The sequence below is a fragment of the Leptolyngbya sp. AN10 genome (genome assembly GCF_050565645.1).
Lineage (GTDB): Bacteria > Cyanobacteriota > Cyanobacteriia > Leptolyngbyales > Leptolyngbyaceae > Leptolyngbya.
The window spans coordinates 1-16,040 of record NZ_JBNXVP010000064.1 but is presented as its reverse complement, the minus strand read 5'-3'; the positions used below and the strand labels follow the sequence as shown (position 1 = coordinate 16,040).

The 16,040-nt window shown below is 49.1% G+C and carries 10 protein-coding genes; 6 read left to right on the top strand and 4 right to left on the bottom strand.

What is annotated here, in order from left to right:
* Positions 1-67: 67 nt before the first annotated feature.
* Both ACQ4M5_RS39085 and ACQ4M5_RS39080 read right to left on the bottom strand, forming a co-directional pair.
* Positions 68-2,386 carry an ATP-binding protein gene (locus ACQ4M5_RS39085; RefSeq protein ID WP_430681190.1) on the bottom strand — a complete coding sequence of 773 codons (2,319 nt, stop codon included), beginning with the start codon at positions 2,384-2,386 and terminating at the stop codon, positions 68-70.
* A gap of 79 nt (positions 2,387-2,465) precedes the next feature.
* Positions 2,466-5,231 carry a hybrid sensor histidine kinase/response regulator gene (locus ACQ4M5_RS39080; RefSeq protein ID WP_430681189.1) on the bottom strand — a complete coding sequence of 922 codons (2,766 nt, stop codon included), beginning with the start codon at positions 5,229-5,231 and terminating at the stop codon, positions 2,466-2,468.
* A 566-nt stretch (positions 5,232-5,797) separates the two neighbouring features.
* Between ACQ4M5_RS39080 and ACQ4M5_RS39075 the strand changes: the two genes are divergently transcribed.
* The 6 genes from ACQ4M5_RS39075 (at position 5,798) to ACQ4M5_RS39050 (ending at position 12,199) form a co-directional block, all read left to right on the top strand.
* Positions 5,798-7,654, top strand: a complete 1,857-nt coding sequence (locus tag ACQ4M5_RS39075; RefSeq protein WP_430681188.1) for a response regulator — start codon at positions 5,798-5,800, stop codon at positions 7,652-7,654.
* A gap of 23 nt (positions 7,655-7,677) precedes the next feature.
* Positions 7,678-8,130, top strand: a complete 453-nt coding sequence (locus ACQ4M5_RS39070) for a response regulator (RefSeq protein ID WP_430681187.1) — start codon at positions 7,678-7,680, stop codon at positions 8,128-8,130.
* Between the two features lie 4 nt (positions 8,131-8,134).
* Positions 8,135-10,078: an ATP-binding protein gene (locus ACQ4M5_RS39065; RefSeq protein WP_430681186.1), complete on the top strand. Its 1,944-nt coding sequence runs from the start codon at positions 8,135-8,137 to the stop codon at positions 10,076-10,078.
* Positions 10,079-10,188: 110 nt separating this feature from the next.
* Positions 10,189-10,566: a response regulator gene (locus tag ACQ4M5_RS39060; RefSeq protein WP_430681185.1), complete on the top strand. Its 378-nt coding sequence runs from the start codon at positions 10,189-10,191 to the stop codon at positions 10,564-10,566.
* Positions 10,567-10,650: 84 nt separating this feature from the next.
* Positions 10,651-11,115: a response regulator gene (locus ACQ4M5_RS39055; RefSeq protein WP_430681184.1), complete on the top strand. Its 465-nt coding sequence runs from the start codon at positions 10,651-10,653 to the stop codon at positions 11,113-11,115.
* 637 nt (positions 11,116-11,752) lie between these two features.
* Positions 11,753-12,199, top strand: coding sequence for a response regulator (locus ACQ4M5_RS39050; RefSeq protein ID WP_430681183.1), 447 nt, complete (start codon positions 11,753-11,755; stop codon positions 12,197-12,199).
* A gap of 32 nt (positions 12,200-12,231) precedes the next feature.
* Here ACQ4M5_RS39050 and ACQ4M5_RS39045 read toward each other — a convergent pair whose 3' ends face one another.
* A complete protein-coding gene (locus tag ACQ4M5_RS39045; RefSeq protein ID WP_430681182.1) occupies positions 12,232-15,258 on the bottom strand; it encodes a PAS domain S-box protein in 3,027 nt (1,008 codons plus the stop codon).
* Between the two features lie 260 nt (positions 15,259-15,518).
* Entirely contained in the window at positions 15,519-15,893 is a 375-nt protein-coding gene (locus ACQ4M5_RS39040) for a hypothetical protein (RefSeq protein WP_430681181.1), read from the bottom strand.
* Between the last annotated feature and the right edge of the window lie 147 nt (positions 15,894-16,040).

Genomic DNA, 16,040 nt, shown 5'->3' with positions numbered 1-16,040 from the left:
ACATTAAGGTTTTTGCTAAAGATTAACTTGTGTCTCGATCGCACCATTCGGCTGACTGAATTGTAGGCTAGGTGGCGTGATGCGGCAAGGTGAAGTAAAAGGTGCTGCCTTCTCCAGGGACGGATTCAAGCCAGATCTCGCCATGATGCCGTTCGACAATTTTTTTGGTAATCGTAAGTCCTGCCCCGGTTCCACCGCCGTATTTCGTGGGTCCATGCAGTCGCTTAAAGATGCGGAAGATGTTGCCTAGATGATGCTCCGGAATACCAATGCCGTTGTCTTTGATGTAGAACGTTGTCACCATTTCGGGCGTTTCTTCGTCATCCACATGGCGTTTGCGCGTGGAACGCACCGGATCTAAGAAGCCGATTTCGACCCACCTGCGATCGCGATCGTTGTATTTAATCGCATTGCTAATCAAGTTGGTAAACACTTCGCTCATTTGGACGCGATCGCACATCACCGTGGGTAAGAGGCGCGGAATGCGAATCTCCACGGTGGCTGGGTCTAGACTAATGCTCAACACATCCAGCACGGTTTGGAGTAGTTCATTCAGATCCGTTTGTTGCAAGTCCAGCTCAACTCGTCCCAGGCGTGAAAAATGCAGCAAGGAGTTGATCAGATCCTCCATTCGCTGCGTTAATCGCACCAGCGTTTGCAGTTTCGAGACACCATCTTCACTCAGCACCTCAGCGTAGTCTTCAATCAGGAAGCTGGAATAGTTGTGAATGCCGCGCAAGGGTTCTTTTAAGTCATGAGAAGCAATGTAGGCAAACGAATCGAGTTCGTTGTTGCTGCGTTCGAGTTCAAGGTTGATTTTTGCCAGTTCGTCAGCTTTGCGGAGGACAATTCCAACGATCGCGCTTCTCAGTTCCAGGATTGCATCAATCTCACACGGCTTCCACGGTAACGACTGTCCGCGCACTGTTTCTTGCCAAGCTGCAAAGGATTTACGGGGCGATAGACGGACTTCCCCACTGTTTAATACTTCGACAGGTTTATTGGGATTGCCGCCCCAACTCACCGTTTGCACGACTTCAGGACGGAACCAAAAAATATAGTTGCGATTGACGCGAGAAATGGCGAGCGCTAGCAGTCCTGAAGCCATCTTACTGAATGATTCAGCAGCAGGATAAAGGCTGGGTAGCTTTGCAGTTGAATACACATTGCCTTCGACTTGCGTTTCGATCCACGCCAGCAAATCACTCAGTTGCTCTTCATCGGGGGTTCGACCGACCGTGTAGAACTGGTTATCCCAACAAATCGCGGCTCCCGTTGCCTCGACCAGTTCCAGGAGATTGGCTTCATTGTTGAGCAAGCCATCGAGTAAATCGTCGTGTTGCGGAATGACTTCGACAAAGTTCGACTGAATCGACTTCAGTTTCATCTTGTAATCTAAGTCTTCACTCTCCTCCTTTGCTGCCAGTTCCATCGACATCACTTGTCCGAGAAACTCACAGGCGGTTCGCACTTCGTAGGTGAGATACTTTGCAGAATCATGGTGACAGGCAATCAGTCCCCACAGTTTCTTGTTCTTAAGCAGCGAAATTGACATTGATGCACCCACGCCCATGTTGTGCAGGTATTCGAGGTGCAATGGCGAGACACTTCTAAGAACAGAAAGACTCAGATCGGTGACTTCATGGGTGAGCGGATTGATCGCTGGAACGAGTTCTGAGGGCTGGTAATCTGCATCAGGAATCAGCCGGAGCCAATTGAGGGTGTAAAGCTGTTTGGCTTGTTTGGGAATGTCACTCGGCGGATAGTGCAGCCCAAGATAGGGTGTCAGTGCATCTCGCTTGGCTTCTGCGATCACTCGTCCTGCGCCTTCTACATCAAACTGATAGACCATGACGCGATCGAAGTCGGTCAACTGCCGCACTTCTTTGACGATCGCATCGCACATTTCACTCAGATTGTGGGCGTTTTGGATTTTGGCGATCGTGCCTTTCACCAGATGATAGAACCCAAAGAAGTCCGTCGGTTCTTTCGTTTGAGATGGCTCTAGTTCGAGGATCAGCGACTCTGCATAGCGATGAATGATGCCATCAAAAACAATGCTTTCCTCCTGATTCTGAACCGTAATTTTGAGGGGATTGACGCTTTCAAAATCTTTTGATAGACAGCCTGCAATCGCATTTAACTGTCTAGAATCGAGCAGGCGACTGAGCGGTTGATTTAACAATTCTTCTGGGGAATACCCCAACAAGGATTTGCTATTGCTGCTAATTTGGACGATCGTTAAATCGGGTTCACTCAACACGAGCAACACCCCATGCGGCTGAATTCTGCCCGGAATGTGAATGGGTTCGCGATCGCAATTGGTTAGGTCAACAGTATCCGGTGTAATAATCTCGGTCTGACTCGTTAGCTGCGGGTCGGGCATAGCATCCTTATCGGGGGAAGTTCTTAAAGGAATATTCAAAAAGGAGTTGTTAGTTCCTCACGTATTCTATCCGGTTCTTTTAGAGCTTCCGTGATGAATTTACAATCGTGGCAATCACACCCATTAAATTCTCCGGAGCGACGGGCTTTGGTAGATGTTCCTGAAAGCCAGCAGCGAGGGCACGATCGCGATCTTCTGGTTTAGCAAAGGCAGTGAGCGCGATCGCGCTGACTTTTTTCCCGGCAGGTAGCTGTCGAATTCTCTGCAATAACGAATAACCATCTTCTTCTGGCATTCCAATATCGCTGAGAAGAATATCAGGACTAAATTTTTGAAATAATTGATAAGCCTGAGCCGCAGAGTTCGCGACGGCAACGATCGCACCATATTCGCTCAACACAAACTGGAGATACTCACAGGTGTCCGGCACATCGTCCACAATTAAACATTTAACCTGGCTTAAATTAGCGATCGTTTCTGTCGGTTTAACGGTTTCTGGCTGAACGCACTCATCAATCAGGGGAAACATCACGGTAAAGGTTGCACCTTGCCCAATTCCAGGACTTTCAACTGCCACCGTGCCGCCGTGTAGTTCGACGAGGTGACGCACGATCGCAAGTCCCAACCCTAACCCATCTTTGGCGCGGGTAGTGCTGTTCTCTGCCTGCTGGAATCGCTCAAATACGTAGGGCAAAAATTCAGTGCTGATCCCTTGCCCCGTATCCTTCACGCGCACAGCGGCTTGCGTTCCAATCCGTTCTAATGAAACGTCCACCTGTCCACCATTTGGCGTGAATTTGACGGCATTCGTCATCAAGTTCGTGATGATCTGCTGCAAGCGGTTTACATCCCCTAAAATGCGCCCCACTTCGGGATCAATCTGCGATCGTAGTTGAATCTGTTTCGCCGTGGCTGCAAGCTGCGTATTTGCGACCACTACATTGATAATTGGCGCGAGATGCACGGGAGCCGCTTCTAAATTCAGTTGACCCCGCAGAATGCGCGACATATCCAGCAAATCTTCGATCAAGCTGGATTGCGCTTGGGCATTGCGCTCGATCGTTTCTAGAGCTTGTTCGACTTTTGCAGCGTCAAATTTCCGCGTGCGGAGTAACTTTGCCCAACCCAGAATCGAATTGAGCGGCGATCGCAGTTCGTGAGAGACGATCGCGAGAAATTCATCCTTGGTACGATTTGCCTGTTCTGCGGATTGACGAGCTTCCTGAGCTTCTGCTAAAAGGTCTATTCGTTCTTGTTCTAGAGACTTCTGCTCCCGAATATCGAGAACAAAGGCAACGCCGTGATCGTCCGATCCTGGCAGAAAGGCACAACCGAGCATGATCGGAATGCGGCTCCCATCTTTACAGATGTATTCCTTCTTGGTTGGTGAACATTCTCCAGTTGTTCGCAGGGTTTCAAACTTCTGAGCATCCTCTTCGTGGTACTCCGGCGGCGTAATGGTTTGATAGTAGATTTCTCCTGCCTGAAGTTCTTCGCGGCTGTAGCCTGTTAAGCCACAGAATGCTTCATTCGCATCGGTAATTTGACCTTGCGTATTCCAGAACAGAATCCCGATTAGATCCGATTCAAATACCCCTCGGAATAGGGCTTCACGCTCATGTAAGGTTTCCTCAGTCCGTTTGCGCTGCGTAATATCCAGGTCTATGCCTGCCATACGGATCGGTCTGCCTGCATCATCATAACAAGCTTGACCTCGGCTCGCTGCCCAACGCACTTGACCATCTGGTAATACGACCCGAAACTCAAGCTCAAAGGGTTCTCCTAAACTGATAGCATCGGTGATCGCATTCAGGACGCGATCGCGATCGTTGGGATGGAGACAATTCGCGAAAGTTTCAAATCGCCCATCGAAACTGCCAGGTTCCAGTCCAAAGAGCGGCTCCATATTGGCAGACCAAATGATTTCGCCCGTCAGAATATTCCACTCCCAAGTGCCCATACAAGCGGCTTCCAGAGCCAGCCGCAATCGTGCTTCGCTTTCCCGTGATGCAATTTCGGCAGCTTCCCGTTCCGCTTCGACGCGCACACGATCGCTGATATCCCGTCCAACCGATTGAAATTCAACAATCCGACCTGCGGCATCGAACAGGACGCGATTTGTCCATTGCTGCCATCCAATTTCACCACTAGGCTTGAGGACTGAATGTTCCTGCGTCAGGATGGGATTGTCAGGGGTTAGCGCATTCAGCAATGTAATTTGTTGACGAACGTTATCTCGATCCGCTTCTGGAACCAGTTGAACTAGGTTCTGCCCGACTAACCGTTCGGGGGACGTTCCAAAATAGTGACTGTAAGCATGATTGATAAAGGTGAGAGTGCCATCGGGGAGAAAGCGGCAAATTAGCTCCGTTTGATCGTGGACGATCGCGCGATAGCGTTCCTCACTTTCTCGTAATGCCTGCTCCGTCTGTTTCAGCGCCAACCGGAGTTCAGCATTCTCGATCGCACTCTTGAGCGTCGATCGTAATTCATCCGCCGTAATGCGACCTTTCATCAAGTAATCTTCTGCGCCGCTTTTAATTGCTTGTACGGCAACGGACGCATCCCCTTGTCCAGACATCATCACGATCGCAGGACAACGATCGCCCGCGATCGCTTTCAATCTTGTTAAAAACTGAACGCCATCTAAATCGGGCAGTAGGAAATCGAGTAAGATGCCATCTAGCTGTTGCAATTGACACAGCGTTAGACCATCTTCTGCCGATTCTGCCTCCAAAATCGTGTACGCCACGTTCGGATCGCTCGACAGATAGCGACGATACGTTTCGCGATCTTGGGAAAAGTCATCGACGATGAGAACAGTTCGTTGGCTTTGCGTCATCATGCTAGTTACAGGTGAACAGGAGAAGGCGCGAGAATGGTTCAAGCTTGCTTAGCGTCGGCAGCAGGACGATTAAATCAAAGTTACCTCATCTTCATGAACTACGATCGCGCCTCATTGGGATTTGCCATCAGAGATATGTGCTGAGTTTACTGCGATTCCGAAAGCAAGAACTGCACAATTAGCAACTCTGGCTAAGGGATAATACCTAGCAGATCAATTTATCCCCTAGCGGTATGTGAAATAGATCTATCCAAAGACCGATTTGCGGTTGTCAGATTATCTGTGTAACAAAACTTAAGAATTCCTTCAAAATCCCTTCAAATTTAGCGTCTAAGCTGCACAAGGCAACCTGAAGGGACAGCTTGCAGATGTGCTTCTCCTGATGCAAGGACAGCACATTTTCACCGTGTTCTGCGAATGCCGCTCATATCTAAGATGCTTACTTGCCCCCATTGTTCCTATGTTCGACTCGCTCTGGCAACTCATACCGTACAGCAAAGGTGTTCTTGGAGTTGGTTTTATTCTCCTACCACGATTGCTAGACGTTTGTTTGCTGAGGAGTCTGTGTGAGAATTCTGCTGATTGAGTCCGAACCTTCGACGGCGGCGACGATCGCCACAGCCCTCAGCGCCCAACAACATTCCATCGATTCAGTTGATCGTAGCCAAATGGCTCTAGAAATGATTCAGGCGTATGACTATGACCTGTTGATTCTAGATGCCGGAACTGATTTAGAGGGTATTAGTTTATGTCGATCGCTGCGATCGCAGAACTATTTTGCTCCGGTTCTGATGTTAATGACCACTGCAAGTAGTCGCGATCGCGTTCAAGCGTTGAATGCGGGGGTGGATGATTGTCTCGTCAAGCCCTTTGATATTGCTGAACTGGTGGCACGAGTCCAATCGCTGCTACGACGGCGGAGTACCAGTTTTACGGCAACCCTCACTTGGGATGCTTTGCAACTCCATCCCGATACTCGTCGTGTCACTTGGCAAAGCATTCCGCTCAATCTAACGGCAAAAGAGTTCCGATTGTTGCAGCTATTTCTAGAAAATCCCCTGAGAATCTTTAGCAAGGATGTGATCCTCGATCGCCTCTGGGATGCTTCAGAAGCTCCGGGCGAAGGAACGGTTGCTGCCCATGTCAAAGGTCTGCGTCAAAAGCTCAAGACGATCGGCATTAGCAGCGAAGTGATTGAAACGATTTATGGTTTAGGCTATCGGCTGAATCCGCCGCCCACAGAGAGACAATCGACTTCGCGCCCACTCCCAGAGCGCACTGCATTGCAACAAGAAATTTTGGCAGAGGTGGCAGCAGTGCAAGCCGAACTGAGAGCGAGCTTAAACGAAGAAATCGCTGTGTTTGAGCAAGTTGCGGCTCAACTCGCCACGGGACAACTAGAGCCAAGCTTACGACAACAAGCACAATATCAGGCGCATCAATTGATTGGAACGCTCGGATCAATCGGATTGCCAGGAGGGTCACAAGTTGCCCAGCAAATCGATCAACTTCTTCAAGAAACGGAATCACTGGGGCAAACAGAGGCGCGACAACTTTTACAACTGGTGCGATCGCTCTCCAATGCCCTAGAAGCAACTCCCGCCGTTGCAATTCCTACGCTCGTTCCCAAAGTTCAGCCCAGTCGCTTGTTGATTATTGATGATGATGTCGTGCTGACCAAGTTACTGAGGCAAGCGGCGATCGCAGCAGGTTTTCAAGTCGAAATTGCTACAACTCTCCAGCAAGGTCGTGAGATTCTGCGTCGATCGAACACCTCAGACACTCCACCACCAAATGCCGTTCTGCTCGATCTGATTTTCCCAGACTCCGATGAAGATGGATTAAGCCTCTTGTCGGAACTTGCTGAACAAAATTCTACAATTCCGGTTGTCGCGCTCACCGTGAGAAATAGCTTGCGCGATCGCATCACTGTCGCTCGTTTAGGCGGACAAGCCTTTCTCCATAAACCGATTTCCCTCACAGAGGTGCTAAGAGTCGTGACCAAACTGCTCAATCCGGCTCCGCCACCGGAAGCGAAGATCCTGATCGTCGATAGTGAACCGAAACTTCTTGAACAACTGATCGAATTATTGCCGCCGTGGGGATTGCAAGTGACGACCTTGGCAGATCCCGAACAATTTTGGGAAGTGCTGACCGCAACAGCTCCGGATCTGCTGATTTTAGCTGTCGAAATGCCCAAATTCAGCGGCATTGAACTCTGTCAAGTGGTGCGGCAAGCTCCGCAGTGGGCAGATTTGCCGATTCTGCTGATGACCCCCTACGGCGATGCGGACATTATTCATCAGGTGTTCGATGCCGGAGCCGATGACTTTGTGGGTAAGCCGATCATTCCACCGGAACTGATTGCCCGCATCACCCGCCGCTTGGAATGGAGCCGCCTGCGCCGCCGGAACAAACCGTAATCCTTTATGAAGCAACCTCCGTTATGACAGACTCCTTACCTCCCATTCTCTTGATCCTCGAAGATAGTGATGAGGATTTTGTGGCGTTTGAGCGCCTTCTGCTGCAATCTCAGATCAACTGCCGTTTATACCGCTTTACCGATGGGGATGAGGCTCTCCGTTTTCTGTTTTGCAAAGGAGAGTACACAGACCCGCGCAATGCTCCCCGCCCATCGCTCATTCTGCTAGACGTGAATCTGCCTGGAACCGATGGTAAGGAGGTCTTAAAACAACTCAAACAAGATGCAGGTCTGAGATCGATTCCCACGATCGCGCTTTCAGGCAGCACCGATCCCAAGGAGATTGAGACACTGTATCACTTAGGAGCAAATAGCTATATTCTCAAACCCATCAATACCGCAAAATTCAAAACAACGATGCAGCTTTTGTTGGAATATTGGTTTATTGCCAGTACACTGCCTCAACGAGACAGTTAGACTTATGCCATACACCATTCTGATTGTCGATGATTCTCCGACGGATCAAGAAATCTATGCGCGTTACCTCCGGCGCGATCCTCAGCATGAGTATGAGATTTGGCAAGCGGAATCGGGAACCGTTGGACTCTCTCTCTGTCAGCAAACTGCACCCGATGTCATTCTGCTCGATTTTTCGTTGCCCGATATGACGGGACTGGAGTTCTTGCAGCAATTGCAGGATCAGCACAGTGAACGCGGTCTTCCCGTCATGATCCTCACGGGACAGGGAGATGAAGCGATCGCAGTTGCCACAATGAAAGGAGGAGCCTCCGACTACTTAATCAAAGGCAAAACGACTCCAGAAAGTTTGCGATTCGCAGTACATCAGGTGATTGAGAGAACCCGATTAAATCAGCAACTCGATCGCAGTGAACGTCGTTTTCATACGTCGATCGAGAATATGATCGATTGTTTTGCCATTTATCGCAGCGTTCGAGATCACCAAGGGAAGATAGTTAATTTCATTGTGGAATACGTGAATGCGGCAACCTGCATGGCAAATTGCATGAGGGCTGAGGAACACATCGGAAAACCCCTGGCTGATTTCATTCAAGATGATTGCTATTCAGAAATCTTTGCCGCCTGTTGCCATGTGGTGGAAACTGGAGAATCCCAACGGCATGAGTTAGTGTTCCGCGATCGTTTCAGCGCGTTTGATATTAGCTTGGCAAAACTCGAAGATGGGTTTGTCGCCTCATGGCGGGACATTACCGAACGCAAGCGTACAGAACTAGCCTTGCAAAAAGCAAATGAGGACTTAGAACAGCACATCCGCGATCGCACCGCCGAACTTTTAGAACTCAATCGCCAACTTCAGCAAGAACTGCGAGAACGTCAACGGGCAGAAGCCGAGTTTCGCGTCTTAAGCGAAGCCGCCCCAGTGGGCATCTTTCGCATTGATGCCCAAGGCAGTTGCACGTATGTTAATCCTCGTGCCCAAGCCATTTGCGGCTATACCTTTGAAGAAGCTGTAGGAGACGGTTGGCATCGCTTCATCCATCCCGATGATTTTCGGCAAGTGTTAGCTCGTTGGCTGGCATCAACCGCAGAACAAACGGAATTTTGTGAAGAGATTCGCTACATTCATCGCGATCCTTCGGAACTTGGCGAAGCCAATCGCACTGTGCGAGTCGGACGAGCGGCAACGGCTCCGATTTACTCTGATTCTGGCGAGCTTATGGGTCATGTGGGCACGATCGAAGATATTACCGAAGCTCATGAGATTGAGCGAATGAAGCGCGAATTTTTGTCGATCGCGTCTCATGAATTAAAAACCCCACTGGCTTCTATCCGAGGTGCATTAGGACTGTTATCGAGCGGACGGCTGATGGACGACCCGGAAACCACTCAGGAAATGATCGACATCGCCAAGGAAGACACAGAACGACTCGTGCGACTGGTGAACGATCTGCTCGATCTCGAACGGCTAGAATCGGGGCAACTCACCCTGACAAAACGATGGTGGAATGCAGCCACGTTAATGCGGCGATCGCTGGAAAGTCTACAGCCACTCGCAGAAGAATCGCAACTGGAATTAGTTGATGAGCCACTTGAAGCCGAGATTTTTGTCGATCGCGATCGCATGGTTCAAACCTTGATCAATCTCCTCGGCAATGCCATCAAATTCTCACCCCCCGGTCGTCAAGTTTGTCTTAAAGCTGAACGGCTTGAACACTCAATTTGTTTTCAAGTCAAAGATTACGGACGTGGCATTCCTCACGATAAACTCAGCCTAATTTTTGAGCGATTTCAGCAAGCGGATGCAGGTGACATTCGAGACTGCGGTGGCACTGGACTCGGACTTGCGATTAGCCGCAATATTGTGGAACTCCACGGCGGACGCATTTGGGTCGAAAGTGCGATCGGCAAAGGCAGCACGTTCTATTTCACCATTCCTGTTCCGTAGCCTTGCGAGTCGCTTAGAACTCATCTGGCTGAACTCCTTTCTACGGATAGATGATAGCGAGAGCGAAAGTGATACTTTAGACAGAGACTAACTTCAATTCGGCTTACGGTATGTCAGCCAAGCGGATTTTGCTGATTGATGATGAAAAACGGCTTGCTAGGGTCATTCAAGCGTGTCTTAGCAAACTGGGCGGTTGGACAGTCACGGTGGCAGCATCGGGGGCGGAAGGACTCGTCAAAGCAACAGAACAACCCGATGCCATTCTCCTAGACATCATGATGCCCGATATGGATGGACTCACGCTGCTGCGGCAACTGAAAGAAAATACCCTCACCCAGGGGATTCCAGTGATTCTATTAACGGCAAAACTCCCTGCAATTGATGCCGACCAAGCGGAATCCCTAGCGATCGCAGGCATGATTGCCAAGCCCTTTGAGCCACTCCACTTAGCCGAGCAGATTGCAGAAATCTTAGATTGGCAGTTGTAATAAACTGAAACCCCCAACCCAGTCGGTTTGAATTTTTATTTCAATGAGGCAAACTGGCTCGATTTTTAAGTTAAAAGTAACAACATGGCTACTCCGTCCACTCGTACCTCTCAAGCCTCCCTTTTAGTGATCGAAGACAGTGATGAAGATTTTGCTGCCTTTGAGCGCATTGCCCGTCGCTCTTTGATCCAAAATCCCATCTATCGCTGCTCCGAGGGGGATGAAGCATTAGCATTTCTGCACCAAGTTGCGAGTGATAATCCAGGTTCAGCGGTTCGTCCATCGATAATCTTGCTTGATCTCAATCTTCCTGGTACGGATGGGCGAGAGGTGTTGCGGCAAATTAAGCAAAACACAGTTCTCAAAACGATTCCGGTTGTCATTTTTACCACATCTTCAAATCCCAGAGATGTAGAAGTGTGCTACCAACAAGGCGTGAATGGCTATCTGATTAAGCCGATCGATGTCGCTCAACTGAAGCGAACGATCCAGCTATTTTTTGAGTATTGGTTTGGAGTCAGTCTGCTTCCTGGTTCAGTTGAGGAATAATCAATCTTCAGCATCAGCAAGCTCTATTTCGATCTTTAGATTCTCTTAATATCCTCCTCTGTCCAGTGATAGATTTGTCAGCAACTTCTGACCGATTAAGCTGCCAATAGCATCCGCAAAATCCGTTAGGTCTGTCTCATAATGGACGTTTCAAATCAGTGCTTCATTTGCTCTCACACTTTACTTCTACAGATTCAGCGACGAGAAACACATTGGTATTGTCGTCATTGTCGCGAACAATTCACACCCTCGTTTCAACGGCAGGTCATGCAGATGCGAACCATGAGAATGAAAGATGCTAAACAGCCGTTACGTCTTCTCCCTTCAAGAACTGAACTCAAAGCGAGTTAAAGATAGCCTACTCACTTGATCCCATAGCTACCTACAGCAATCCGGTTTGAGTTGTAAGATCCGGGAACGCCCCCAAACCCCCAATTCTGGGGGCTAAGACTCTTGTTCCCCCAAGCTTGGGGGCTAGGGAGCACGATCAATCTGGCAATTTACAACTGATTTAGGGTTGCTATAGCCTTTGCACGTCAATCCACACAGCGGTAGAGTGAACATTCTGCTCTAGTAGGATGGCATTTGCTATGAACATTTTCATAGTGGAGGTATCTAATTTGATGATCCTTCCGTGATGCCTAGCCCAATTCCAACACTGCTAGTAGTTGAGGATTCCGACGAGGATTTTGCCACCCTCCAGCGTGTTCTCAAGCAAATTCCAACGTCTTACTCTATTTTTCGCTGTACCAGTGGCGACGAAGCTCTCGCTTTCTTGTATCGGACGGAGGAGCCTGCCGATCGATCGACTCCGCCTCGTCCTTCCATTATTCTGCTGGACTTAAATCTGCCTGGAACCGACGGCTTGAATGTACTAGCTACGATCAAGCAAGATAAAAAACTCAAGGAAATTCCAGTCGTAGTCATGAGCGGCTTTGATGATCCTCAAGAAGTTCAGCGTTGCTACCGCTACGGAGTCAATAGCTATATTAAAAAGTCCTTCAACACCCAGGAATTCGTCTCGACGCTGAAAGCCTTTATTAGCTACTGGTTGCAAAGCGCAGTATTCCCCAACATTGCTTAGGGAATACCACGCCCCATAATCTATCAATGTTCTTATTGCTGCCATAGTTCAGCAATGACAGCAATAAGTGCATCAGGTTCAATCGGCTTCGCAAGATGCCGCTGAAACCCTGCTTGAGTCGCTTGTTGCTGGTTAAGTTCCCCCGCATATGCCGTCAATGCGATCGCAGGAATTTGGCGAACTTGCTCATCAGTTGCAGATCGGACTTCCTGAATCAAAGCATAGCCATCCATTTCGGGCATTCCAATATCGCTTAGAAGCAGATCAGGGGTGGATTGATCGAGATGTTGTAACGCTGCGATCGCGCTATTCGCTTCCTGTACGGTTGCACCCTCCTCCTGCAAAATAAATGCAACTAGCGATCGCGCATCATCATCGTCATCAACCACCAGCACATTTAAGCAATTCAGTAGCCTGCTTGATGCCGGAAGTGGCTCTAAAGGCGTAGAGGCTACCGCTTGATCAGAATGCAGCAGCAATGGCAGCCGCACTGTAAACGTTGCACCTTGCTCCTCTCCTAAACTCGTTGCCGAAACTGTGCCGCCATGCAATTCGACAATCTGACGCACGATCGCCAGCCCCACACCTAAACCGCCAAATTTGCGCGTTGTAGACCCATCTTCCTGCTGGAATCGTTCAAACACATAGGGCAAAAAGTCCGAGGAAATTCCTTTCCCCGTATCCGTGACTTGAATTTGGGCTTGACCCTCCGTTTTCGTCAGACGAATGCTGACTTGTCCCTCGGTAGGCGTAAATTTGACTGCATTCGAGAGCAAATTCCACACCACCTGTTGCAGCCGACCCGCATCACCAGAAACAGGTTCAAGAAATGGCTCAAACTGGGTTTGAATTTGAATTGCCTTAGCTTCTGCGGCTAATTTTACCGTTTCCAATGCGGTGGTAATCGTGGATGCTAAATCAACCGTCGCTACATTGAGAACTAGCTTGCCGCGTAAAATCCGCGACACATCGAGCAAGTCTTCAATCAGTTGCGATTGCAGTTTGGCATTGCGCTCGATCGTGTTCAATGCCTCTGTTATTTTTGCTCCTTGGAGCTTGCCGCTTTGCAGCAATTTTGTCCAGCCCAAGATGGGATTGAGCGGAGAGCGCAATTCATGGGACAGCACCGCCAAAAATTCATCTTTAATGCGATTTGCCTGGGTCAATTCCTCGGTTTGTTGTTGCAGCGATTTAACCAACCGGAGTCGCTCTAACGTTGTCGCTACCTGATCACAAACGACGCGCAATAAGGTTTGTTCTTCAGGGGTAAATTGTGTCCGGCGGCGCGATGCAAACGAGAATGTTCCGATCAGTTGTCCATTCACTAAAAGCGGATAACTCGCGTATGCGGTTGCCCCTAGCGATCGGATCAGTTCGGTTCTTGGATCAATCGACTGCTGCACCGAGTCAAGGATCATTGGTTGCTGAGTGAGGGCAACAAAACCACACACGGCATCCCCAATCGCGAGTCGTTCAAACTGAGCCGCAATCTCCGCTGAAAAACCGCGATAAGCATTCAGCCGCATCATTTTTCGCTCCGATGGCAAGGGCGGATCGCCATCAACCAAGTAATTGAAATAGAAATCCAGTTTCAGTGGCTCGGCTAATTGCTGAAATATCTGATCAATCAACGTTTCGGATTGTTGATGCGCTAATAGCTGACTAGAGGTTGCATTCAGCAGGGCTAATCGTTCATGGCTTGCCCGCAAGGTTGCTTCCGTTTGCTTGCGCTCAGTTAAATCCAGCACAAAGCAAAAACATTTTTCTTGCACTCCTGGTAGTCGGGAAACGCCGACCAGAACAGGCACACAAGTTCCATCCTTGCGCCAATACTCTTTCTCGAAGGGAGCGCAAGAACCAGTTTCCCGAATTTCGGCGATCGCCCGATGATCTACGTCAGCCCACTCCGGCGGAGTCATCTCAGACCAACGCAGCGTCCCCGCTTGCAGGTCTGCACGGCTATAGCCCGTCATGTGCAGGAATGCGTCGTTCGCCTCGATCAAATCGCCGCCCAAATCCGCTACAATCACACCGACAATATTAGAATCGACGAAACAACGCAGGCGAGCATCACTTTCCTGCAACGCCTGTTCTGCCTGATGCTGAGTGGTGACATCGCGTGATGTGGAAAGTAACTGCTTGGGTTTGCCGTGGGCATCCATGATTGGCGCAACGACTACATCCCACCATTTTGCGGTTCCCTTCGCCGTTCGGCAGAAGCCACTGAAGCGTCCTAGCTGTCCTGCTTTCGCCGTTTCAACCGCCGTTCGAGCTGACTCATGGTGGGGATCTTGCCAAAAGTCAGCCCACACCTTACCAATGAATGGAGCAAAATCTGCAATTTCCATCAAACAGAGACCAGGACCGTTCATTGACACTAAGCGCCCCTCCAGATCCAGCACCTTCACACAGTCCGCACTGGTTTCAAAGAAGTTTTGGTTTAGGGCTTCACTTTCTTTGAGCGCCGTTTGAATGCGTTGCCAGTCTGCATCAGTCCGCGTCAGTTTCGATGCTGAAGCAGCAGAAAACGACGATGGCGAATTGAACGAAGAAATGTGGCTTTGTTGTCGTTGCTGAGTAATGTCAGTAAAGATCAAGACTACCGCATAGGGAGCCGATTGGTTTGTTGCGAACAATGGCTGAGTGTTAATTAGTAGCCAGATCGGATCGCCATCTGGCTTATGGACTTCCATGACAACATCTGAGCAGGGTTGCGCGGATTGCAACGTAACACTTAATACAGTCCTTAGCTGAGAGGGAACTTCGGATGATGCGTCGCTGGTGAAAGCTGATCCATTAGGATGAAGCATTTGATCAGCAGAACGATGATCTTGAGAAGCCTGCGCGATGATGTTCTCAACCGTGTACGGTGCAAGTATCTCAGACGAACCTACGATTGCTCCGGCTTTCAGCCCTAAGATTTTTTCAGCAGATGAATTGCAAGCTTGAATTTCGCCATCCGCTAGCTGAAGGATCATCCCCACGTCTACCCGTGAAGTTTGTGCGCCATTTAATTGCGCTTGAACGACGGGAGAGCCAATCTGTTTCTCGTTCTGCATTTTATCAATACGTTCAAAGGAAATTTCGACTAAAAAATATCTTCTTAGCTCAACGCTTCTCGTCATCCTAACGTGGGAAGATGGCAGCCGATAAGAACCAATGAATGACGACATCTTGCTTAATTCGTCTCAAAATTGATATGTAGCAGTGTTAAGATTAGATACGCTTGTTCATTCAATTCAGGCAATCAAGCAGTCCTTGTTGAGAAACCTGTGCGATCGCTGCTGTTAGATTGTTCTGCCCCAGCATCTATCTCTAACTAGATATTTAGGCATTTGCTCCGCAGAATTTCTAGAATCTGTTTTGCTTCCTCAGAAGTGACTTGTGCTGTTGTCTTGCAAAATTGCTCCATTACGAGCCACTTGTACTGGGGTAATGACCAGCCAATCCGCACCGTTTCTCGGAAGATCGATCGCATGATCGATTCTTGTTCATTGGTATAGTCTAGGGTGCGGTCTGGATAGAAGGCAGGTAACTCACTCGATGCAGAAAGTCTAAACAATTCTGCTGGAAATCTTGCCATCATCTCTTTCAATCGAATCGGTTGCCGATTCATTCGGACAAAGATACCCGTCGGCGGCTTCCAAACGAAAATCAGGCGGCGCTGAGGTGTAGAAGATCGCTTTCTTCCCACTTTGCGCTGGGGTGATGTACGATGCCTGTCTAGGTGTTAAATCCAGTTCATAGGAAATATCTTGTTCCCTCGATTGCTTGAACGATACAGCAGATGCGATCTCATTTCTGAGCCGCCATTAAAGTGGAGAGATGACCAGTCTCAGCG